Origin of the sequence: Paenibacillus sp. 7516 (assembly GCF_002272715.1) — a bacterium.
GTDB lineage: Bacteria > Bacillota > Bacilli > Paenibacillales > Paenibacillaceae > Paenibacillus > Paenibacillus illinoisensis_A.
In genome coordinates, this window is the sequence record NZ_NPBI01000021.1 from 1 (window position 1) to 22,397 (window position 22,397).

At 47.5% G+C, this 22,397-nt stretch carries 18 protein-coding genes and 1 pseudogene; 14 read left to right on the forward strand and 5 right to left on the reverse strand.

Features of this window, described 5'->3' with window-relative positions; genetic code table 11:
- Positions 1-199, forward strand: a pseudogene (locus CHI14_RS18515) (NADP-dependent phosphogluconate dehydrogenase); the annotation flags it as partial.
- Positions 200-442: 243 nt separating this feature from the next.
- Positions 443-952: a shikimate kinase gene (locus CHI14_RS18520; RefSeq protein ID WP_249281165.1), complete on the forward strand. Its 510-nt coding sequence runs from the start codon at positions 443-445 to the stop codon at positions 950-952.
- Between the two features lie 223 nt (positions 953-1,175).
- On the opposite strand, the gene CHI14_RS18525 is transcribed toward CHI14_RS18520, so the two are convergent.
- Positions 1,176-1,481, reverse strand: coding sequence for a rhodanese-like domain-containing protein (locus tag CHI14_RS18525; protein ID WP_095290189.1), 306 nt, complete (start codon positions 1,479-1,481; stop codon positions 1,176-1,178).
- 147 nt (positions 1,482-1,628) lie between these two features.
- Here CHI14_RS18525 and aroA point away from each other — a divergent pair, with 147 nt between their 5' ends.
- From aroA to ptsP, 4 genes are all read left to right on the forward strand, one after another.
- Positions 1,629-2,924, forward strand: a complete 1,296-nt coding sequence (aroA, locus tag CHI14_RS18530; protein WP_095290191.1) for a 3-phosphoshikimate 1-carboxyvinyltransferase — start codon at positions 1,629-1,631, stop codon at positions 2,922-2,924.
- Between the two features lie 221 nt (positions 2,925-3,145).
- Positions 3,146-3,580 (forward strand): CoA-binding protein, encoded by a 435-nt coding sequence (locus tag CHI14_RS18535; RefSeq protein ID WP_095290193.1) that lies wholly within the window; start codon positions 3,146-3,148, stop codon positions 3,578-3,580.
- Between the two features lie 233 nt (positions 3,581-3,813).
- Complete coding sequence (locus CHI14_RS18540) at positions 3,814-5,694, forward strand: glucose PTS transporter subunit IIA (protein WP_095290194.1); 1,881 nt, start codon at positions 3,814-3,816, stop codon at positions 5,692-5,694.
- A complete protein-coding gene (ptsP, locus tag CHI14_RS18545) occupies positions 5,691-7,451 on the forward strand; it encodes a phosphoenolpyruvate--protein phosphotransferase (protein ID WP_095290196.1) in 1,761 nt (586 codons plus the stop codon). The genes CHI14_RS18540 and ptsP overlap by 4 nt, the downstream gene beginning before the upstream one ends.
- A 115-nt stretch (positions 7,452-7,566) precedes the next feature.
- On the opposite strand, the gene CHI14_RS18550 is transcribed toward ptsP, so the two are convergent.
- Entirely contained in the window at positions 7,567-8,097 is a 531-nt protein-coding gene (locus CHI14_RS18550; RefSeq protein WP_095290198.1) for a type 1 glutamine amidotransferase domain-containing protein, read from the reverse strand.
- A gap of 268 nt (positions 8,098-8,365) precedes the next feature.
- Between CHI14_RS18550 and CHI14_RS18555 the strand changes: the two genes are divergently transcribed.
- From CHI14_RS18555 to CHI14_RS18570, 4 genes are all read left to right on the forward strand, one after another.
- A complete protein-coding gene (locus tag CHI14_RS18555) occupies positions 8,366-8,779 on the forward strand; it encodes a hypothetical protein (RefSeq protein ID WP_141236704.1) in 414 nt (137 codons plus the stop codon).
- A gap of 122 nt (positions 8,780-8,901) precedes the next feature.
- The gene (ytxJ, locus tag CHI14_RS18560; protein ID WP_095290202.1) at positions 8,902-9,249 is read left to right on the forward strand and encodes a bacillithiol system redox-active protein YtxJ; all 348 of its coding nucleotides are present in this window, start codon (positions 8,902-8,904) and stop codon (positions 9,247-9,249) included.
- Between the two features lie 92 nt (positions 9,250-9,341).
- The gene (gene ccpA, locus CHI14_RS18565) at positions 9,342-10,349 is read left to right on the forward strand and encodes a catabolite control protein A (RefSeq protein WP_095290204.1); all 1,008 of its coding nucleotides are present in this window, start codon (positions 9,342-9,344) and stop codon (positions 10,347-10,349) included.
- Between the two features lie 141 nt (positions 10,350-10,490).
- Positions 10,491-11,186, forward strand: coding sequence for a 5'-methylthioadenosine/adenosylhomocysteine nucleosidase (locus CHI14_RS18570; RefSeq protein ID WP_095290206.1), 696 nt, complete (start codon positions 10,491-10,493; stop codon positions 11,184-11,186).
- A gap of 137 nt (positions 11,187-11,323) precedes the next feature.
- Here CHI14_RS18570 and CHI14_RS18575 read toward each other — a convergent pair whose 3' ends face one another.
- Entirely contained in the window at positions 11,324-11,956 is a 633-nt protein-coding gene (locus CHI14_RS18575; RefSeq protein ID WP_095290207.1) for a GNAT family N-acetyltransferase, read from the reverse strand.
- A 271-nt stretch (positions 11,957-12,227) separates the two neighbouring features.
- Here CHI14_RS18575 and acsA point away from each other — a divergent pair, with 271 nt between their 5' ends.
- Positions 12,228-13,952, forward strand: coding sequence for an acetate--CoA ligase (gene acsA, locus CHI14_RS18580; protein ID WP_095290209.1), 1,725 nt, complete (start codon positions 12,228-12,230; stop codon positions 13,950-13,952).
- A gap of 160 nt (positions 13,953-14,112) precedes the next feature.
- On the opposite strand, the gene CHI14_RS18585 is transcribed toward acsA, so the two are convergent.
- Positions 14,113-17,229 (reverse strand): penicillin-binding protein 1A, encoded by a 3,117-nt coding sequence (locus CHI14_RS18585; RefSeq protein WP_095290212.1) that lies wholly within the window; start codon positions 17,227-17,229, stop codon positions 14,113-14,115.
- A 298-nt stretch (positions 17,230-17,527) separates the two neighbouring features.
- Between CHI14_RS18585 and CHI14_RS18590 the strand changes: the two genes are divergently transcribed.
- Positions 17,528-17,737, forward strand: a complete 210-nt coding sequence (locus CHI14_RS18590) for a helix-turn-helix transcriptional regulator (protein ID WP_095290539.1) — start codon at positions 17,528-17,530, stop codon at positions 17,735-17,737.
- A 563-nt stretch (positions 17,738-18,300) separates the two neighbouring features.
- On the opposite strand, the gene rpsD is transcribed toward CHI14_RS18590, so the two are convergent.
- Positions 18,301-18,900: a 30S ribosomal protein S4 gene (rpsD, locus tag CHI14_RS18600; protein WP_095290216.1), complete on the reverse strand. Its 600-nt coding sequence runs from the start codon at positions 18,898-18,900 to the stop codon at positions 18,301-18,303.
- Between the two features lie 466 nt (positions 18,901-19,366).
- Between rpsD and CHI14_RS18605 the strand changes: the two genes are divergently transcribed.
- Both CHI14_RS18605 and CHI14_RS18610 read left to right on the forward strand, forming a co-directional pair.
- A complete protein-coding gene (locus tag CHI14_RS18605; protein WP_095290218.1) occupies positions 19,367-21,349 on the forward strand; it encodes a sensor domain-containing diguanylate cyclase in 1,983 nt (660 codons plus the stop codon).
- 98 nt (positions 21,350-21,447) lie between these two features.
- Entirely contained in the window at positions 21,448-22,350 is a 903-nt protein-coding gene (locus CHI14_RS18610) for a hypothetical protein (protein WP_095290219.1), read from the forward strand.
- The last annotated feature ends 47 nt before the right edge of the window (positions 22,351-22,397 follow it).

Sequence of the window (22,397 nt, forward strand, 5' to 3'; positions counted from 1 at the left end):
GTGGCGTGAAGTCGTAGCAGCTGCTGTACAACAAGGTATTCCGGTACCTGGCTTCTCCAGCGCACTGTCCTACTACGATAGTTACCGTACAGAGCGTTTGCCTGCAAACCTGCTGCAAGCACAACGTGACTACTTCGGAGCGCACACCTTCAAACGTGTGGATAAAGAGGGAAGCTTCCACCACAACTGGATGGAATAATATATATTTGTTTATTCGAAGCTTTTACAGCTTTAATATGAGGTTGGGTGCTCTCCATGCTCGTTTGGGACACCCTTCCTTGAAGAATGGCCTGGAGTTCCGGTATGCCGGATGCTTCCGGGTCATTTTTCATGATACGTCTGTTTTCCAACAGACCTAATGTGGCCTTCCCCCGTCAGCAGGGCTGTGTTATGATAGGACAAAAGTGCTCATGAAATGCTTGAGATAAAGGAGTGTACACCCTTGAGCAAGTCTAACAATATTATTCTCATAGGCATGATGGGAACCGGCAAATCTACGGTAGCTGACATGCTCGCCCGCGAGCTGGGTTACAAGCTGATCGATGTGGATGCCGCGGTGGAGAAAGAGGAAGGCTGTACGATTCCGGAATTGTTCACAGGCAAAGGTGAGTCGTATTTCCGTGATGCCGAGAGCCGCATGTTATGTTCGGTCCTGGAAAAGAAGTCGCAGGTGATCGCAACTGGAGGCGGTATAGTACTGCGTTCTGACAATTGTGATGTAATGACGAAGAACGGCTGGATTGTTGCGCTGACTGCTGATCCCGCAGTAATTGTACAGCGCGTGAGTGGCGATGATAAACGTCCTCTATTGGCAGGCAATGCAGAGGAGCGCATTCATACCATTATGAAGGAACGGAAGGATGCATATAAATTTGCTCATTACACAGTGGATACAACCGAGTTATCCGCAGCTGAAGTGTCTCGTCTTATTTTAGCGCATTACCGCGTCTAAGCTTGTGTTCGCTGCATTTTGACGTCTATTACGACCTCAAGTATTGAGGGATTTACGACTGTGAAGCAGATGATGAGGGGCAATGATTTGGTGGGAATATAACAAAACGGGCCAGATGGCCCGTTTACAACTGACTGTAGCGGAGCGGAATCCAAAAGCTGCAGGGTGAATTGCCTTGTCGCGATTCCTGATAACGCTGTGTGGGGTTCCTGCTCCAGATCGCTTAGTCTTCCTGCTGCCATTGCAGCATGCCGCCAACCATGTTGGTGCAGCCTGCATAACCAAGCTGCTGCAAGTACTCGGCGGCACGCTCGCTGCGGTAACCGCTGCGGCAGATCAGAATGATCTCGCCGGACTTCTCGATTTCGGACAATCTGTCCGGAATTTGTCCCAGCGGGATGTGCTTGGCTCCTTCAATCATGCCTTGCGCGACTTCCTCGTCCTCACGAACGTCTATCATCTGAAGCTTCTCTCCTGCCTGCAGGCGGCGACGCAGCTCGGATGTTTCTATTTCAGCTATTTGAGTCATGATTCAGGTCCTCTTTTCTGTATGGACTTAACGCCTATAATGATACCCAAGCTTTGTGGGGGATGTCAATTTGGCGAATGGACTTCGTTTTATTTGTAACAAATATATATAGCAGATTAATCTGATCAATGAAGGAGAATTTCATCCATGGACGTAATTGTTAAACCAACCCCTACACTGAATGGGGAAATTGGAGCCCTTTCCTCTAAAAACTACACTACCCGCTATCTGCTCGCAGCCGCACTGGCAGAAGGTACAAGTACAATTCATTATCCGGCCCACAGCGAAGACAGTGATGCGATGCGCAGATGTATCCGTGATCTTGGAGCCGTACTAGAAGAAGATGACAGCAAGATCGTCATTCAAGGCTTCGGCAGCCATCCTCGTAATGTGCGTGAGTTAAATGTAGGCAACGCAGGTGCAGTGCTTCGCTTCCTGATGGGCGTAACCGCCCTCTGTCCTGAAGTTACCTTTGTGAATACCTATCCGGATTCACTCGGTAAACGTCCGCATGACGACCTGATTGATGCTCTTGGCCAGCTCGGTGTTGAAGTGCAGCATGAACAAGGACGACTGCCGATCACGATCAAAGGCGGTAATGCCAAGGGCGGACATATCCGTGTGTCCGGATCAGTGAGTTCCCAATATCTGAGCGCATTGCTTTTTGTTACTCCGCTTCTTGCGGAAGATAGCACCATTGAAGTATTGAATGACCTCAAGTCCAAAGTGGTGATCGGTCAAACACTTGAAGTTCTTGAACAAGCAGGAATCATTATTCATGCGAGCGATGATTACATGTCTTTCCGCGTACCTGGTGGTCAGGCTTATCAACCGCAGACGTATACCGTTCAGGGAGACTATCCTGGTTCGGCTGCAGTTCTGGCTGCAGCGGCGGTTACTCAATCGGATGTGAAGATTCTGCGCCTGATGGAACAGAGCAAACAAGGAGAGCGTGCAATTGTTGACGTTCTGCGCATGATGGAAGTGCCGCTGACGCATGAAAATGATGTGGTACATGTACAAGGTAACGGAAAATTGAAAGCCGTAGAATTTGACGGAGATGCAGCGACGGACGCTGTTTTGGCGATGGTAGCCGCGGCTGTATTTGCGGAAGGGACCTCACGGTTTTATAATGTAGAGAACCTGCGCTACAAGGAATGTGACCGAATTACGGATTACCTCAACGAGCTGCGGAAGGCTGGGGCTAACGTGGAAGAGCGTCAGGCCGAGATTATCGTTCACGGACGTCCGGAGGGCGTTGAAGGCGGCGTAGAGATTAATGCCCACTTCGATCATCGCGTTATCATGGCATTGACCGTGGTTGGCCTTCGTTCCAAGGAGCCGCTTCGTATTCGGGATGCACACCACGTAGCCAAGTCCTATCCACAATATTTCGATCATTTGCAGGCGCTTGGCGCTTCGGTTCAATGGGTAAAAGAGTAAAATAACACGTTTAAGAGGTTGTTCAAAAAGTCCGCTTTTGATTACGAAGGATGCCTAGCGGCATCATCAGCATCGAATATGGAATTCAGCCGAAATGTCCGTTGCTCACGTAGTTTTCCCTACGCTCCGCTACTCCATTTCTAGCTTCATCCCATCTTCTCGGTACTGAAAACTGGTCTTTTTGAACACGCACTTTAAGCAGAAAAGGATGGTGCTTGAACATGGAATTTAACAATCCAACTCGCGAAGAAATTGGGCAACTTTTACGCAAGGCAGGCAACATCGCAGTCGTCGGCTTATCGGACAAATCGGATCGGACATCCTACATGGTTGCAGAAGCCATGCAGAGCAGAGGATATCGGATCATTCCGGTTAATCCACAAGCACAGGGAGAGATCCTTGGTGAGAAAGTATATGCAACCCTGGCGGATATTCCCGAGCCCGTGGATATTGTAAATGTATTCCGTCGCAGCGAATATACACCGGAAGTAGCTCGTGAAGCGGCAGCCATCAAAGCAAACGTGTTGTGGCTCCAGCTTGGCATTCACAATGATGAGGCTGTACAGATTGCGGCAGAGAACGGAATGACTGCCGTAACGAACCGCTGCATCAAGGTGGAGGACTCCATCGTTCTGCGCGGTGCAGGACGCGGTTAAGCGAATATGGAATAGACCTGATCCCGTTAACTTCAAGTTAACGGGATTTTTCTGTGTTTAGAGCAGCGAACGTTCCTCCGATTTGAACTGCTTTCTTGCCTTCAGATCGTATCTGTGGTGGTCATTTGGTGGCAAGTCATAAGAGTTTACGGCAAATTTCCAGCAGCTTACCGTTTTGCTTTGACAAAACGTTTCGTAAAGCTTACCATCTAGGATAGAAAGGAGAGGTCGCCATGAATTGGCTCGGATCCTTGCAGCAGCTCGGACGAGCGGTAATGCTGCCTACAATGGTCCTGCCCGCAGCCGCAATTTTGCTGAGTGTTGGCAGTTTGCCCTGGGACGCCTGGGGATTGAAAGTTGTTGGTGAAGTGTCTACCGTGGCCGGACACGGTATTTTTTATTTTTTGCCGTATTTGTTTGCTGTCGGTGTAGCATTGGGACTCTCCAACCAGGCCGGACAAGCGGGACTTGCCGCTTTGGCCGGTATCGTTATATATGATCAGGTCACTCGCCATTTCGGGGATGGAACCATACAGCCAGCTTCTTTAGTTGGAATTATTCTCGGCGCTCTCGCCGGGGTGACACATAATCGGTTCAAAAGCATCAAGCTGCCTGAGATATTGCAATTTTTTGGCGGTTCCAGGTTTGTATTGCTAATCGTTGGGCTGTGCTCGGCGCTGTTTTCCTGTTTCATGCTGTGGCTCGCCCCCATATTACAGCATGGACTGAATGCAATCGCCGCTTGGGAATACAGTCTCGGGGGTTTTGGTTTGTTCATTTACGGGGTGCTATACAGAGTATTGGTGGCTTTTGGACTGCACCACTTGCTTAATAATGTGTTCTGGTTTCAGCTGGGGACCTATGAAACGTCGGACGGTAACATTGTACAGGGGGATCTGCCACGCTTTTTTGCAGGCGATCCAACCGCGGGTTACTTTATGGCAGGCTTGTTTCCCATCATGATGTTTGCCATACCTGCCATTGCCTTTGCAATTATTCAGGAGGCAAGGGAAGATCTGAAACCGAAGATCAAAAAGACATTTCTCACTTCTGCGCTGGTTTGTTTTCTGACAGGTGTATCCGAGCAGATTGAATTTGCCTTTTTGTTTGCAGCACCTTATCTGTTTATCGTACATGCCGTCATGTCGGGACTTGCGATGTGGATTGGTTATTGGCTTGATATCAGGCACGGCTTCTCTTATTCCGCAGGCATTATCGATTACATACTCAACTTCCATCTATCAGAGAATGCTTGGAAACTCATACCGATTGGCATACTATATGGGCTGGTTTATTACTTCCTGTTTCGCTGGGCCATTCGTACGTTCAAGATTCCAACGCCAGGACGGGAAGAAGGCTCCATGCTGGAGGATTGGGTGGGGAATATTCCTTACCAGGCACCATTGATCCTGGAAGCATTGGGGGGGAAGGAGAACATCGTTCAGGTAGAGGCATGTATTACACGGCTTCGTCTGACGGTGCACAACGACCGTCTCATCGATACAGGAGCTATGAAGAGTATGGGGTCTGCGGGGCTGATTAAGCTCGGTGGTGGTAACGTCCAGGTCGTGTTTGGCACGTATTCCGAATTGATTCGCGAAGAGATCGCCAAGCTCCTGGAGCGGGATTTGCCGCAAGTCCTGTTCTGTGCACCGGTACAAGGCAAAATGCTGCCGATCGAAGAGGTGCCTGACCAGATCTTTGCTGCGAAGCTGGTTGGGGATGGGGTGGCTTTTGTTCCGGAAAAGGGAGAGCTTGTGTCACCAGTCTACGGAACAATCATGCACCTGTATCCGACGATGCATGCTTTGGGCATATCCACTCGGGAAGGACTTGAGGTCCTGCTTCATATCGGTATCGATACCTCACAGCTGAAGGGGCATTTTGAAGCCTTCGTTCAGGAAGGAGATACCGTCGAGCCCGGGCAGTTGCTGATCAAGTTTGATCTGGCTGTATTGCGGGCAGAGGCAGCGTCGCTGACTACACCGATGGTGATCACGAATCCGGATCGTGTCAAATCATGGAGTTTTGCTCCATTTAAGCAAGTCAAGAAAGGTCAGGCATCCGTCATGTCCGTGGTGCTCTATGACAGGAACGTTGGAGGGGTAGAATGAAGATACAAGGCATCAATGGAGCTGCAGGCGTAGCCATCGGCAAAGCATTTGTCCTGCCCAGTTGGGAATGGGATCTTCCGGACCAGAAGATGGACTCGGTGGATCTCGCCCAGGAGTTCGAACGGCTGTACGAGGGAATACGGACATCGAAGGATGAGATCGAATTTATCAAGAATGAGTTCAAGGAAGTCGTAGGTCCGGAGGAGTCCAGCATCTTTGATGCACATCTGGCCATTCTGGAAGATCCGGTATTCATGAACGAGATTCGCGGCATTATTGAACGACAGTACAAAGCGGCAGAAGTGGCGGTAAAAGAAGCCATTGACCACTTTGTTACTATGTTCGATTTGCTGGATGATGAATATATGAAGGAACGGGCGATCGACATCAAGGATGTCGGCAACCGATTGTTGAAGCATTTGCTGGGAGCCCCGGAGATTACGCTCCCTTCGGATACTCAACCTTATATACTTGTAGCCAAGGAACTGTCTCCATCGCAGCTGGCCCATCTGAATCCCAGTCACGTACTGGGCATTGTGACCCTGATCGGTGGCAAGACGTCGCATTCGGCAATTATGGCCCGTGCGCTTGGCATCCCCCTCGTTTCCGGTTTGGAAGCGAGTGTTGGCATGCCAGTGGACACCGGGGATATGTTAGTGGTGGATGGTGATAACGGCTTGGTATTCACGGAACCGGATCGCAAGACCATTGAACGGTACACCATGATTCGCAGCAAACAGCTGAAGAAAAAGGAACAGCTCCAGGTACTCGCTACAGTGGATGCGATCACGAAGGACGGTGCAGTGCTGCATTTGGCATCGAACATCAGCTCCGTGAAGGAGCTGGATCTGGCTCTCAAGCACGGGGCCAAAGGTGTAGGACTGTTCCGCACGGAATTTTTGTACATGGACCGTGCTACCTTCCCAGGCGAGCAGGAACAGTATGAGGTGTATCGTTTGGTAGCGGAGAAGACGGCAGGTCAATCCGTGGTCATTCGTACACTGGATATTGGTGGTGACAAACAGCTCGATTATTTCGAATTGCCTGAAGAGGATAATCCATTTTTGGGTTATCGGGCCATCCGGATCAGCCTGGATCGCAAGGACCTGTTTAAGACACAGCTCACGGCAATTCTGCGGGCCAGTGCGGCAGGGAACGTCAAGATTATGTATCCCATGATCTCCTCTGTGGAAGAGCTTAGACAGGCCAATGAGATTCTGCGTGAAGCGATGGCCGATCTGGATGAACGTCAAATTGCTTATGATCCTCATATTAAAGTGGGAATCATGATCGAAGTGCCTGCGGCAGTCATGATTGCTGATCTGCTGGCCGAGGAAGCGGATTTCTTCAGCATCGGGACAAATGATCTGGTACAGTACGTGCTGGCTGTAGACCGTATGAATGAACAGATTGCTCACATGTACCATCCGTATCATCCGGCAGTTCTGCGAATGCTGCGTGCAACGGTCGATGCTGCTCGCACTGCTGGAATTGAGGTTAGTGTATGCGGGGAGATGGCAGGTGACGAACGTTCCGTTCCACTTTGGCTGGAGCTGGGCATTCGTAATCTTAGCATGTCACCGCAATCTCTGCTGCGGGTGAAGCACAGGGTGCTGAACACAACAGCCGTGGACGCCAAAGAAGCGGCGCGTGACTGCTTTGCAATGAGAACTAGTGCAGACATTGAGCAGCGTTTGCAGAAATATAATGATTCAACAGGAAATCCTGATGAACAAAGCGGATCCAATGCATCTTGAATCCATTAAGGCATGAAAATACCTTTAAATTAGTATTCATTTTTATACCATTTGAGTTAAGATGATACAAAAAAGAGCCCTCGCCATGAGCGAAGGGCTTTTTTGTATTCCTGATTTACTTTTCAGCAAGTGCATCACAGAATGCTTTGCCATAGGGAGGAAGATCAGGCGGACGACGAGCCGAAATGATATGTCCATCGACAACAACGGCTTCATCCTTCCAGATTGCTCCGGCATTTTCCATATCGTCCCGAATGCCTGGTGTGGAAGTTACGGTGACCCCATCCAGAATTTTGGCGGAGATCAGCACCCAGCCAGCGTGACAGATCTGCCCAATCGGCTTGCGATCTGCATGCATGTCCTTCACCAGTTCAAGGACTTTCGGATAACGGCGGAGCTTGTCAGGTGCCCAGCCGCCTGGCACGAGAATGCCATCATATTGTGAACTGTCCAGTTCATCGAAGCTGTATTCCGCTTCAGCGGGAACACCGTATTTTCCGATGTAGACTTTACCTTTTTTCTCTCCGGCCAGATGTACCTCGGCACCTTCTTCACGCACACGATGTACCGGGTACCACAACTCCAGATCCTCAAATTCTTCATCGACCAGTGCGATGACTTTTTTTCCTGTTAATCTCACAACCATCTCTCCTTTTGCCGTGGTTAGGATGTCGCAACTTATATTGTAACAGATTCTGTATGACACTTCATGATTGTGCATTTTCCCTGTACGGATAACGATTTCATATATATGAAAGCTTATTTTCGACAACCTGCATTTGGGGGGAGTGGTAATTTGTACAACCTATGGTTTGCAGCAGGATTTAAGCGGAAAAAGGTCGAATGGTAACGTATACGAGTATAGAACGAATGAGGTGATGAATGTGCGCAAAACGTGCAAATGCGGACATGTAATGGAATTGGAATTGAGAACTGTAGTTTATGCGAAGAAAGTGGAGATTCGAAATGTGCCTGTTTTCGCATGCACGGATTGTGTTTCATACGAAGTATTACAGCCGGTCAAGCCGGATTTGAAAGAATGTATCAGCAAATTGGGTGAACAACCGGTGAAACAGGATCTATCCTTTGGCAAGCAAAACGAACTTGCAGATGTCTTTCACGAACAACTGCTGGCCTGGCCAGATGCAAGTGATCGCGAGATGGAACATCACATGCAGCAAGCCGTGAACGAACGCATTAACCTGCTGCTTGATATTATGGGATATGCTCAGAAGTCAGGCGACGAAGAATGGATGGAAACCACGGAGCGCAGGTTGAGCCAATTGTCCGGTTTTGTATGGCAGGCACATTTCCCGAATGCTGTCTAATTTTGACGTGCTAAATGCTTGTTTTCATGAAAATTGGCTTTTTCATGCGCTTTTTGTTAAGATATCCTAGAGTGAAAACGCTCAACATAGCGGTATTCCTGAAAAAGGGGGATGTATATCAAATGGCTGACATGACTAAAATGACAAGTATTGAACAGCTAAACTCCGCAGTGGAGGCTACTGAAGACCAACCCTTGCTTCTGTTTAAGCACAGCACACGCTGCCCGATCAGCGCGAATGCTTATCAGGAGATGAACAATTATTTGCAAAATAATCCTAATGAAAATGTAAACTATGGCATCATTTACGTCGTGGAAGATCGCCCTGTGTCTAATGAAGCAGCCGACAAGCTGGGAGTTAAGCACGAATCTCCACAGGCAATTCTGGTCAAAAACGGAATCCCTGTATGGCATACTTCCCATTCGGATATTACTTCGTCTACACTCACGAATGCTTTAAGTGAGTCCTAAAGCCTATTTTAATTGATTAATGCAAAAATTTGTCGTAATATAAATCTTAATGAAAATGGTATGAAAATTTACTGGTAATGGAGAGAAGTACTGTGACGGTAACCATTTATGATGTGGCACGTGAAGCTGGTGTGTCCATGGCAACGGTATCGCGGGTGGTAAATAACAACCCGAATGTTAAGCCACAAACGCGCAAAAAAGTATATGAAGCCATCGAGCGGTTGGGATATCGTCCGAATGCGGTAGCCAGAGGTTTGGCGAGCAAGAAGACAACCACGGTCGGGGTCGTTATTCCGGACATTTCAAACTCGACTTTCGCAGAAATTGCCCGCGGGATTGAGGATATTGCGAATATGTATCACTACAACATTATTTTGTGTAATGCGGACAAGAAAAAGGAAAAAGAAATCCGTGTCATCAACACGCTTCTGGAGAAACAGGTAGATGGCCTGCTCTTCATGGGTGGAACAGTTACGGATGAACATATTCAGGCGTTTCAGTCTGCGGCTGTACCAATCGTGCTCTGTGCAACGAGTGACGAGAAGGGAACATATCCTTCCGTGGATATCGACCACGAAGCTGCAGCTTTTGATGCGGTGAACACATTGATTCGTCATGGACATAAGGAAATTGCGATGATCAGTGGTACACTGCAAGATCCTGCGAACGGGTATGCCCGTTTCCAAGGGTACAAAAAAGCACTTGAAGCAGCGGGAATGGAATATCAGGAGGATCTGGTACGGATCGGTAACTATCGTTACGAGTCCGGTGTGGAAGCAATGAAATATTTCCTCGGACTGAAGAAGAGACCATCCGCTATCTTTGCTGCAACGGACGAAATGGCCATTGGTGCCATTCACTCCATTCAGGATGAAGGCTTGAAGGTACCAGATGACTTCTCCATCATTAGTGTGGATAACATTCGTATGGCTTCCATGGTTCGTCCTCAATTGACAACGGTGGCACAGCCGATGTATGACCTTGGCGCAGTAGCCATGCGTTTGCTCACCAAGTTGATGAAGAAGGAAAATGTGGAGAACCCACGGGTTATTTTGCCGCATGAAACGATTCTTCGTCTGTCGGTAAGCCACGCTGGCTAAGCATAGGCAATTTTGAAAAGGGAGAAGGAATTCTCTCTACATAATGGAATTACGGAAGCTCCGGAGACGGAGCTTTTGTGCTTCATGAGGATGAATCAGTGCGAACCGGACAGGTCCGGAAGTGAATAGGGGGTAGCGAAATTGAAGGAAACGATTGGGATCATTGGAGCTATGGATGAAGAAGTAGAACTTCTGCTGGCTGGCATGAAGCAGCTGGAGACGGTGAAGCAAACTGGCATTACGTATGTGGCGGGTGAATGGCTGGGCAAACAGATCGTGGTGTGTAAATCGGGTGTCGGCAAAGTAAACGCGGCGGTGACCACGCAAATTTTGATCGATCGTTTCCAAGTGGACCGGATTATATTTACGGGTGTTGCCGGCGCAGTGAACCCTGAACTGAACATTGGAGATATCGTAATCTCATCCGTATGCGTTCAGCATGACATGGACGTGACTCCTCTCGGCTTCGAACGGGGAGTGATCCCGTATCAGGAAACCTCCGCATTCCCCGCGGAACCTGCTCTGATTGCATTAGCAGAGGAAGCGTGTAAGGCACAGGGAGCCAAGTATCTGATTGGTAAGGTATTGTCCGGAGATCAGTTTATTGCGAGCAAGGAGACCGTGAACATGCTGTACACCGAAATGGATGGAGCATGTGCGGAGATGGAGGGAGCTGCCGTCGCTCAGGTTAGCTTCATGAATCGGGTTCCTTTTGTTGTGCTGCGCGGCATGTCCGATAAAGCGGACGGGTCGGCTCATGTGAACTTTGCTGAATTTACCGTGCAATCTTCTCAGCGTTCCCATCGGATTGTCGAGCACATGCTTGAAAATATGTAATTTGGAGTCTCTTTCAGAAGCTGCCATACAAGTATGAGTCTATAATCGAAAACCGCCTTTCGTGGGCAGTTCCATTTTGCTATCTGGAGCTGCCTAGAGAGACGGTTTTTTTAGATAAATGTATTTCTCAATGTATATTAATACATGAAGCGATGACGAAACCGTACACGGTCGAATTGTTCCTCGGAGGACATGGGTACTTCACTGCCGATGCGCACCATGAGACAGTTGGCCGGATGGGAGCAAATCTCGGGATCGTCCGTGGCGTACCACGTCATGTCGACAGCCTGCATCAGTCGCTCCATCATTTTGCGATAATCCCAGACGGAAAGGCCGCTGCCCTTCAGATCCCAATGCCAGTAATATTCCGTGGTGAAAACAATATATCTTTCCATCTGTCCATTTTCAAATGCGGTGAGCAGCATCTCGCGTCCGACCCCGAGTGAACGGTATTCGTCAGCCACTTCGATAGCTCCGAGCTCAATAAGATCCATCATGTTCCCTTCAGACCAGCGTTCACAATCATCCGCATAGTGAAATGTAACATATCCGATAATCGTCTCATTTTCACGTGCAATGATGATTCTTCCTTCAGGCAATGCCGCAATCTCAGCTAGCGCTTCCTGCTGCTCAGAAGGACGACGAAAGGCATCCAGATCAGGATGGAACGCAAGTTTGGTGATTGCCTCGGGAGGCACAGGGCCTTCTACCGTGACTCGGTGGCCGGACTTGAAAATGGAACGCATATGATACGCCTTGATATGCTCCATGGTTCATGCTCCTCTCTCCCCCTACTTATAGCAAAAAATCAAAAAATTGAAAACCCATAGACGATGATTGTGTAGATTTGCTATAATTGCGTAGACAAAAAACGTTCACAATTCAAGCAGATTTGAGTTCATTGGTTTGGCCAGACAGGTACATGATGAGAATCTCTCTCTATTAATGTAAGCGCTAACTGGAAGTTCAGTCAACACAAAGGCAATGAGAAGTAACCCATTATGGGAAATCGAAATGTCGAGTTGAAGGAGGCTGGCAAGCATGAGTCAAGCACATGGTGAGATGCTGCAAACGGTTGTGTCTGAATCTAACCTGGGCGATTACACAGAGGCCCGAAGCCGGTTTGATTGGGAATCGGTGGAGAGGCACTTTACGTGGCACGCCAGCGGAAAAGTCAACATGGCGCATGAAGCGATTGATCGTCATGTACTGGAAGGAAGAGGCGGGAGAACGGCACTGTTATACAGTGATGCTTCGCGTGAAGAAGCGTATACTTTTGCGGATTTGAGCGAGCAATCGAACCGTTTTGGGAATGTCCTGCGCAAATATGGTATTGTCCGGGGAGACCGGGTGTTTATTTTTATGCCAAGAAGTCCTGAGTTGTATTTCAGCCTTCTTGGTGTGTTAAAAGCAGGAGCTATAGCCGGACCTCTGTTTGAGGCTTTTATGGAGACGGCAGTCAAGGACCGGCTGGAGGATAGCGGGGCCGTAGCCCTCGTCACGACGCCAGAACTGCTGGGACGCATTAAACGTGCGGAACTGCCGGAACTGAAGCATATCTTTGTTGTGGGTGGAGGTACCCAGACCGAAGAGGGTTTAATCGACTTTGACGCAGAGATGTCTGCAGCCTCGGATGATATGGAAGTGGAATGGCTGAATCGTGAGGACGGTTTGCTTATTCACTATACATCGGGCTCAACAGGCAAGCCTAAGGGTGTCTATCACGTCCAAAATGCCATGATTCAGCATTACTATACAGGCAAGGTAGTTCTTGATTTACGTGAAAATGACGTGTACTGGTGTACGGCTGACCCAGGATGGGTAACAGGTACATCATACGGGATCTTTGCTCCATGGCTGAATGGAGTGACCAATGTCATTCGTGGGGGCCGATTCAGCCCGCAAGATTGGTACAGCACCATTGAGAAAAATAAAGTCAGCGTCTGGTACAGTGCCCCGACCGCGTTCCGTATGCTGATGGGTGCAGGGGACGAGACTATTGCACAACATGATCTCAGCAGCTTGCGCCATGTAATGTCGGTTGGAGAACCGCTCAATCCAGAAGTGGTGCGTTGGGGATGGAAAGCCTATGGTCAGCGGATTCATGATACCTGGTGGATGACGGAGACCGGAGCACAGCTGATTTGTAACTATCCAGAGATGCCGATTAAGCCTGGTTCAATGGGGCGGCCGCTACCTGGTATTGAAGCAGCTATTATCGATGACCGGGGACAGGAACTCCCTCCATATAGCATGGGGAACCTCGCCATACGTACACCTTGGCCATCCATGATGGCGAAAATTTGGAACAACCCGGCCAAATATGATGAATATTTCAGGCTGTCTGGCTGGTATGTATCCGGGGATTCGGCGTATATGGACGAAGAAGGGTATTTCTGGTTCCAGGGCCGGATCGATGATGTAATCAATTCTTCCGGAGAACGTATTGGTCCGTTTGAAGTGGAGAGCAAGCTCGTAGAGCATCCTGCCGTAGCAGAGGCCGGAGTCATCGGTAAGCCGGATGTCACGCGCGGGGAGATCATCAAGGCGTTCGTGGCGCTGCGTGAAGGCTATGAAGCGACTCCTGAGTTGAAGGAAGAGATCTATCGATTTGTAAAAGAGGGCTTGTCTGCTCATGCAGCTCCGCGAGAGATCGAGTTTAAGGATAAATTGCCCAAGACTCGTTCCGGTAAAATTATGCGACGTGTGCTGAAGGCTTGGGAGCTCGATTTGCCGACAGGTGATCTGTCCACTATTGAAGATTAATAACCGATGAAGATTAATTACCGAATACGCGGTGCCTGTATTTTTAAGAACAAGCCTGATTTGCGTAAGATGCAGATCAGGCTTTTTATTATATGAAGAAAAGCCCCCATCCTCTAATAATGAGGGTGGGGGCTTAAAAAAACGTGCGTTACGGCAATCCTTACGGTTGATATGGGACAGCAACAGAGGGCTCGGATTCTCCTACACTGTTAATGGCAGATACTTTGAACCATCCGCTTGTAGAGGCAGGTACACCGTAATCCATTGAGGTACCCGAAGTTGTTCCAATCTTGGTGTAAGGGGCGGAGCCCGTTTCACTGTAATAGACGGCATAGCTCTGTACACCATCGCTCTCTGGATTGGAGGCCCATTGAATGCGCAATCCTTGGGTGAGAGCTGCTACGCTAACCTGTCCAGGGGTACCTGGAACGGTGGTTGCGGCGTTATCGTTCTCATTCTCTTCCGGCTCAACGATGGTTCCAGGAACATTGATCGGTTCTTTTACTTCCTCATCCGGGAGTGGATCTGACACTCCTGCACTGCTAACCGTAGCACTAGGAGCAGACTCTTTGCCGGCTACATCGACAGCGGTAACATAGAAAGTGAAATTCCCGCCCTGTGCGTATGCTGTAAATGATCTGGATTCACCTGTCAGGACAACTTGGCCCTGGTTCTGGAAGCCGGCACCATTTACGGAGCGATACAACCGATATCCGACAACGTCATTTTCAGGTGTTGCGTTAAATGTAATTACAGCTTTGCCATTAGCAACGGATATCCTCACATTCCCTGGTGCATCTGGTGCCTTGCCATTGTCCGATCTCGGGTCGACTTGTGTTGGCATGTCTGCATCCGCATCTTCTGGCAGGTAATAGGCAAGGGATTCGTGACGGCTCATCCGTGAAAATGCATTTTGCAATTCCTTGATCAGATCGGAGATTGGTTTCTTCCGTTTAATAACCGTCTTCTCCTTCAGCATGTCGCCAGGTGTTTCATCACGAGGGATGTAGTTTACACCATTGTAGGTAATGTATTTTGCTTTGGCGACACCATCATCACTATCTTTGGGAATAAATTTGCTGTTGAAAATATCGGTTACAAATTTGTCAGTCAGTGATGTTGGCAATTTGCCGCTATAGGCAGAGACCGTACGTGTTTCAATGCCCGATGGTTTCTTGAATGAATCCGTCACGAACAGTTCCTTGTCGGTTGCAACGACTTCATTCATAATCTGAGACCAGAGCTGCTGGGCACGTTTACGCTGAGATTTGGTTTCAAGAGTGTTAACAGGCTGTTTGTATCCAACCCACACACCGAGCGTAACATCAGGTGTATAGCCTTCAAACCAAACATCGGCATAGTTTTGCGTTGAACCGGTTTTTCCTACGATAGGTGCACTTTTCGTATACTTATATGTTTCGCGTACCTTATCCGCAGTACCTTCGGTAATTACGGTTCTTAACATGTCCGTCATGAGGTACGCCGTCTGTTCGGAAAATGCCTGAACAGGTTCGGATTCATGCTTGTAAACGATATTTCCTTTGGAGTCTACAATTTTGCTAATCATGTAGGAGTCGTTATATACCCCATTGTTCGCAATAGCTCCGTAAGCATTCGTGAGTTCTTCCACGGTTACACCGTACTGGAGTCCCCCGAGAACACCCGTCTGAGCCTGATAGTCTTGCTGCTGAATAGTCGTTATGCCAAGCTTCTTGGAGAATGCCCAAGCTTTTTCGATCCCGACGTCTTCATTGAATAGCTTTAGTGCAGGAACGTTCAGGGAATAGTTCAGTGCTCTACGAGCGGTTACAAGTCCCTGATAACGATTGTTCGCATTCTTCGGAATATGGAAGCCGTTTGAACCTCCATCCTTAAGAATGATCGGTGAATCATCAATGATGGACGCTGGTTGAACCAGTCCTTCTTCCAGAGCAGGCAGATAGGCGGCAATAGGCTTCATCGTTGAACCTGGCTGACGCACCATCTGGGTTGCGTAGTTCATCTGTTCATCCTGGAAGCTCCGGCCTTCAATCATCCCCAGAATAGCCCCGGTTTTGTGATCAATCATGATGGCTGCAGTCTGTTCTTTTCCTTTTTTGGGATCGTCCGCAGCAAAATTGCTGTCATTCTCGGCAATGGTACGCATGGTTTTGTACACACTTTTGTTAATCGTTGTGTATATGCGGTACCCACCTGTACGCAATTGCTGCTGAGCTTCTTCGAGCAGAGCGCTGCTTTCCTTTTGGGTCCCATCCTCGGTAGAATCTGAACCCTCGGAGGTTCCTTCAGCTGCTGTGTCAGCATTCATTTGTTTCATCAAAATTTGTGCAGCCTGGCGTTCGGTTTCCATCATAAGATATGGATAAGTGTTGTAAGCCTTGACGGTCTTCGGTGCCAGTGAACTCTTGATATCAAAAGCAAGAGCTTCGTCATACTCGGTTTGATTGATTTTGCCAAGCTCAAGCATACGGCGTAACACCAGATGCTGGCGGTTGATTGCACGCTCAAAATTATCCTCTACAAAGTCGCCTTTTCCGTTAAAGGCAGAGTAAGAGGAGGGGAGCTGAGGCAATCCGGCAAGATAGGCTGCCTGAGCCGTGTTTATTTTCTCCAGATCATTAATGTTGAATAATCCTTTGGCAGCTGCCTTGATCCCATACACATTATATCCACTGGAGCCATTACCAAAAGGAACTTTATTCAGATACGCGGTCATGATCTCGTTCTTGGTCAGGAATCGTTCAAGTCGCAAGGATAGCAGTATCTCCTTCACTTTACGGTCTTCGGTACGATCCAGATTCAAGAACACACGCCGTGCCAATTGCTGAGTCAGCGTACTTCCGCCCGTTTGCACAGACTCTTTCAGCACCTTCTGCTTCACGGCTCGGAGCGTTCCGCTCATATCTACACCTTTATGTTCGTAAAAATGATTGTCTTCAATCGATATGACAGCATCAATAACTTTCTGTGGTATCTGGTCAAAGGTGACCGGACGCCTGTCTTCTTCCGTACGTAATTGACCGATCGGGCTACCGTCGGCAAAGTAAGCAAAGCCTGTGATGGAGTTTTCGCTGACTTTTTGTTCAATCAGGGCCCTGGAGCGGACGGGCTCGTCTTTTACAATGGAACTGACGTATCCCATCAGAGCACCGCCTACAAATAGCGCCCCCATAAAACCCAGGACAACCATCCATTTGACGACACTGCCCAGTCTGCGGGCGAAGCTGCGCTTGCGGGCAGGCTGTTCATCGGGCTTTTTCTTATTAACATCAACCATTCAGTGTCTTCCTCCTTTTAACAGCACTTATTATAGCATAAAAAGGCGGGTTTGCATGCCTGAGAAATACAAGCAATGGTCGAAAATTGCCATTATTTTGGTTTATGTTATTTATTATGCCTGGTTAAGTACCATATCATGAGCATACAAGAAGGTGTTCGGTATAAAGTGGAGATGCTTTCCGGCAGTCTGATTTATTATATTGGTCTAATTGTAAAGTTTACTTTACAATTTTAGAAATAGGATGTATGCTTTGTGTAAAGCAAGCTTTACAAATTAGAGTGAGGTAATGATACTGGTGAAAAATAAAATTGAGATCTACCGTCGTGAGCTTAACATGACGCAACAGGATTTGGCTGAGAAAGTTAAAGTATCACGTCAGACCATTATTTCGTTGGAGAAAGGGCGATACAATCCGTCGATCTTGCTGGCTCATCATATTGCCCGGGTATTTCAAAAAAATATTGAACAAGTTTTTATTTTTGAGGAAGAGGGGAACGAACAGTGAGGAAATGGACTCTAGTTTCTATTGCTATGTTTATCATCGGCTTGTTTGTTTTTTCAATTGCTCTTTATCAGAAATTTGCGTTGAATAATCCTGATTTGTCGTTCGCTATGCCGTTGGGATTTGGTTTACTGGGGTGTTCCATTCTAAACTTCATCATTTTGACAACGGACAAAAAAGGGGCTAGTCAGGCTAGGAACTCCGAAAGTGACGAAAGAGTAATTTCGCATTGTAAATCTTCATTTTCACTCGGATTTATAGTCATGATATTAGTGATAATCACAATTCTGGTAATATATCAGTTCGGAATCAGAATAGAGGTGTTTGAATCAGCAATCATTATCATGATGAGTGGTGTTTTTTCATCTCTGACGTACTTTGTCTATAAGCTCTTAAAGTATTAAGATCATCACATATCTGGTGAATTGGTTAACTCTGAGTTTGTCTGTGTTTAAATTGGTATCTTATTGGTATTACTGAATGTTTTAGTCAGAAAAACATTAAAAAACAGCTGCCGAGAAAATCTCGACAGCTGTTTGGGTTGAAGCTTTAATGTCAATCAACGATTAACGGTTGTAGAACTCGACGATTTGTTTTTCGTCGATATCTTGGGACAACTCGGAACGCTCAGGCAGACGGATGTATTTACCTTCTACAGCAGCGTCGTTGAATTCAAGGTATGCTGGAAGATGCGAACGGTTTTCCAAAGCTTCCTTAACGGAAGAAAGACCGCGGCTTCTTTCACGCAAGCCGATTACATCCCCAGTGCTTACTTGGTAAGAAGCGATATCGACTTTTTTACCGTTTACTGTTACGTGACCGTGGGATACCAACTGACGTGCTCCTGCACGGGAGTTAGCAAATCCAAGACGGTAAACGAGGTTGTCAAGGCGGCACTCAAGCAAGAACATGAAGTTTTCACCCGCGATACCTTGCATTTTTTGCGCTCTAGCAAACAGAGTGCGGAATTGTTTTTCGCCCAAACCGTACATGTGGCGAAGTTTTTGTTTTTCTTGCAACTGCATACCGTAGTTGCTCATTTTTCTGCGTTGGTTAGCTCCGTGCTGACCTGGAGGGAAAGGACGTTTCAATTCTTTGCCTGTTCCGCTCAGGGAGATGCCGAGGCGACGGCTCAATTTAAATTTAGGACCAGTGTAACGTGCCATGTTTATAGTAGCTCCTTTTTAGTTAAAGTTCATATAGGGCTCTGTTTGCGCTCCAATTTGTTGATGCGGGCAAGGCCACACATACGTCAATCAGGAAAGTTCAGCCGCTGTCCTGAAAGCAACAAAAAGAATGAGGGTGACACAACCGGTAATGCCCAAATTTAAAGACCCATTAGTAGTCTTCATCAACAATTTATATTACAGTTTAAAAGAGACAAAGTCAAGAGTAGGAGAAAGGCAAAAAAACGTCTAAATTTGTCGATAGGTCATTAGGCCCAAAAAAATGGGACAATTTTCTGAAATATGGATGCAAAAAAGCAATAAAGAGAGTAAAATAGAATGTATCTTAACTTTAAATGATCATGTACATTAAGGTTATCGTAAGGTTTTTGCAGGTTTGCGATAACGTCTGCAGATTAATGCATCCCTTTAGAGGTTGCAAAAACGGTGCAAAGGAGCGCCTGACATGTTAGAACATCTAGGAAGTTTACCAGCCAGCATGCATTCGCCAAGTTCGGGCGATTCCGCATCTTCTGCAGCTCAGCGTAATGAGCATGCGTTCTGGATGCAGCAAATGGATATCACACCTTTTGATTTCTCATATTTGAAAAACTTGCTGCAGCAAGCCTATACGGATTGGCTGACTCAGCATGATTCGAACTGGAACGCATCATCTGCGATTTACAGCGTGTGGAATACAGAAGGTTTTTGTGTAGCGACGACCGCAGATGAGTCTATGGACAGGCCTGAATCCGTTCAGACGGTAATGATGTGTCTTGAAACCGGAAGGGTACAATCATTGCGGGGTTCAGATGAACACGGGGATTTCCTATACATTGCCGAGCCTCTGTTTTCCAGAATCAACAAGGATATGTTTGCCGTGTTTACAGCTTTCATTTACGAGCCTCATCGTTATGAAACGTCTGAAGAAATTGTTCGATCTGAGGCAGCGCATTATCGTACTTGCTTTTACCGAAGATTTGAATACATATTTATGGCAGATCTGCTAAAAGCTCATGAGCAAACGGCGCGAGAAGAGCATCGGAGGTCCATTCTTTTTCAGATCGTGCAGCGGATGCATGACAAAATGGACGTGGATGCCATATTGGACGAGGTATTTGACAGTATCGATTATTTGTATCCGACCACACACATGAACCTGTACATGTCCCAGGATCGCAACAGTTCCAATCCGAGAATCAGACCCTTGCTTGTCCATGAACATGGGGAAGATATTTGTCTCCGTTCATTTAAAGAGGGACAAACGATAGTTATTCGCTCCGATCAGGGCGATAATCCTATTGTGGAGGTCGGACTTCCGCTCAAGGGGAAGCAGGGGATCTATGGTGTGTTTCACATCGAGATGAATGACGAGCTCATGGAAGAGCCCGACTTGCAGCTTATCACCATGATGGCGGATATGGCAGGAACTGCTTTTGAGAATGCCAAATTACATGAGCAATCGAACATGTTGATTCAGGAACTTCGTCTAATCAATGATTTGACACAACGTCTAAATAGAAGTCTGCAGTTGAAAGAGATTTATAAAATGGCCGAGTTGGAGTTAAAGGACATTTTTCAAGCCGAATCCTGTTGTATTCTTCAATTGAATGACACTACGAATCGTTTCGAGGTGATGTCATCCAGTATTGGGGAACTGCGTCATAAATCCTTTTCGCTGGATTACGGTATCGCTGGTCTGCTGTATCAGACAGAAGAACCGCTCATTCTGTCCAATTATGCACAGTACACCAAGGTGTCTTCCGTGTTTATGGAGATTACCAGATCTATGTCACTGATGGCTTCACCGATTCGAGTCAACGGTCAAGTGAAGGGAACCATTTTGCTGGGTCATCCCAACCAGCAGTATTTCTCATACGATAACTATCGTCTGCTGCAGATGCTGTCCATTCACGTAGGACTGGCTCTATCCAATGCAACGCTGCATGCGGAGGTTCGCCGTTTGGCTAACCTTGATATGTTAACTGGACTGTACGTCAGACATTATCTCGATAGTATCATTCACGAAAAGCAGGCCCATGAATTCTGTGGTTCATTAATTGTGGTTGATATCGATCAGTTCAAACAGGTGAACGACACATTTGGCCATCAAACCGGGGACCAGGTGTTGAAGCAGGTTAGTGATATTGTTAAATCCTCTGTTCGTTCCGATGATATCTGTGCCCGGTGGGGTGGCGAAGAGCTGGCCATCTACGTGCCGCAGCTGGGGATTCGCCAGGCACTCGAGTATGCAGAGGTCATACGCAGCCGAGTGGCGGAAGAGACCAGGCCACCCGTGACCGTATCCAGTGGTATAGCCGAGTGGAACTGGATGGATGACAAGGTCAGTGTGGAATCATTATTCTACCGGGCAGACATGGCGCTCTACGAGGCGAAACATAACGGACGCAACCGGATCGTGCTGGAAGAACAGGAAGTTACACGCTAAGAGAGGACAATTCCATTAATTGGAGTTGTTCTCTCTTTTTCTTTTGCAGCAAAGTTTGCGTTGATGTGAAGTATAAGGGTATACAGGAGGGGCAGGCTATGGAGAACCTTGGACGGAAGGATGGATTTTATATGATTACAAGGCAGGGTATGCGTACATTAATGCTGCTTTTGAGTGTTGTTATCATTTCTGCACCGGGCTGTGGGCTGATACAACGTGAACGTACTCCAGAAGAAGTGTTCTCCATGGCCTTATCCGGAATTGCAGGTAAGGAGAAGCTGGATTTTGTAGGGGAAGCAGGGTTAAGACGAGAGAGCAGCGGACTTTTTGAAAATCAGTTCAAATTTGAAGGGAAGCTGGAAAATCATGATCAGCTGACGCTTCAGACACGACTCCCTGGAGCCGTCACTGCTGCAGGGTCAATTAAGGCAGACGGTATGGATGCCGCTTCTGCTAATCTGACTGCCCAACCAAGCGGATTCAGTGCCTCTTTTCAGCGAAAAAAGGGACAATGGGAGGCATTGACCGCAGAGCAAGAACCACTCCGTGGATCGCTGTCCCGTTACAATCCCATCGCCCAATTGGAGATTATTGACCGGATGAACAAAACGATAAAGTCCGAATACGGTTCTGGTCGAAGAACAAGAATCCTGCGGATTGAACTGGCACCTGAAGATGCCAAAACCTGGGCCGCAACCCAGTTAAACGACGAGATGAACGCGATTAAGGCGGAATATATGCACCGGGCGAGTAATATCAAAGGGATGAGCAAGGCGAAGCTTGAGAAGGAATTGAACCAGGTTTGGCAGCAGGGTGAAGCGAGTATGGAGCAAATGATGAAACAGGCTAAAGTGCAAACGGTATATCATCTGACTGTAGATCGCAAGACCAGTTTGCCGCTGCGGCTCTCTTCGGAAAGCCAGGTGACGTACCAAGATGCAAACAACAAAAGCAATAAAGAAGCTCTGGTCATGGATGTTAATTTTAAAACATATGATTAGACGTGGGGTCTGCCTGCTGACGGGATTGCTGTAGCGTGCTACAATAG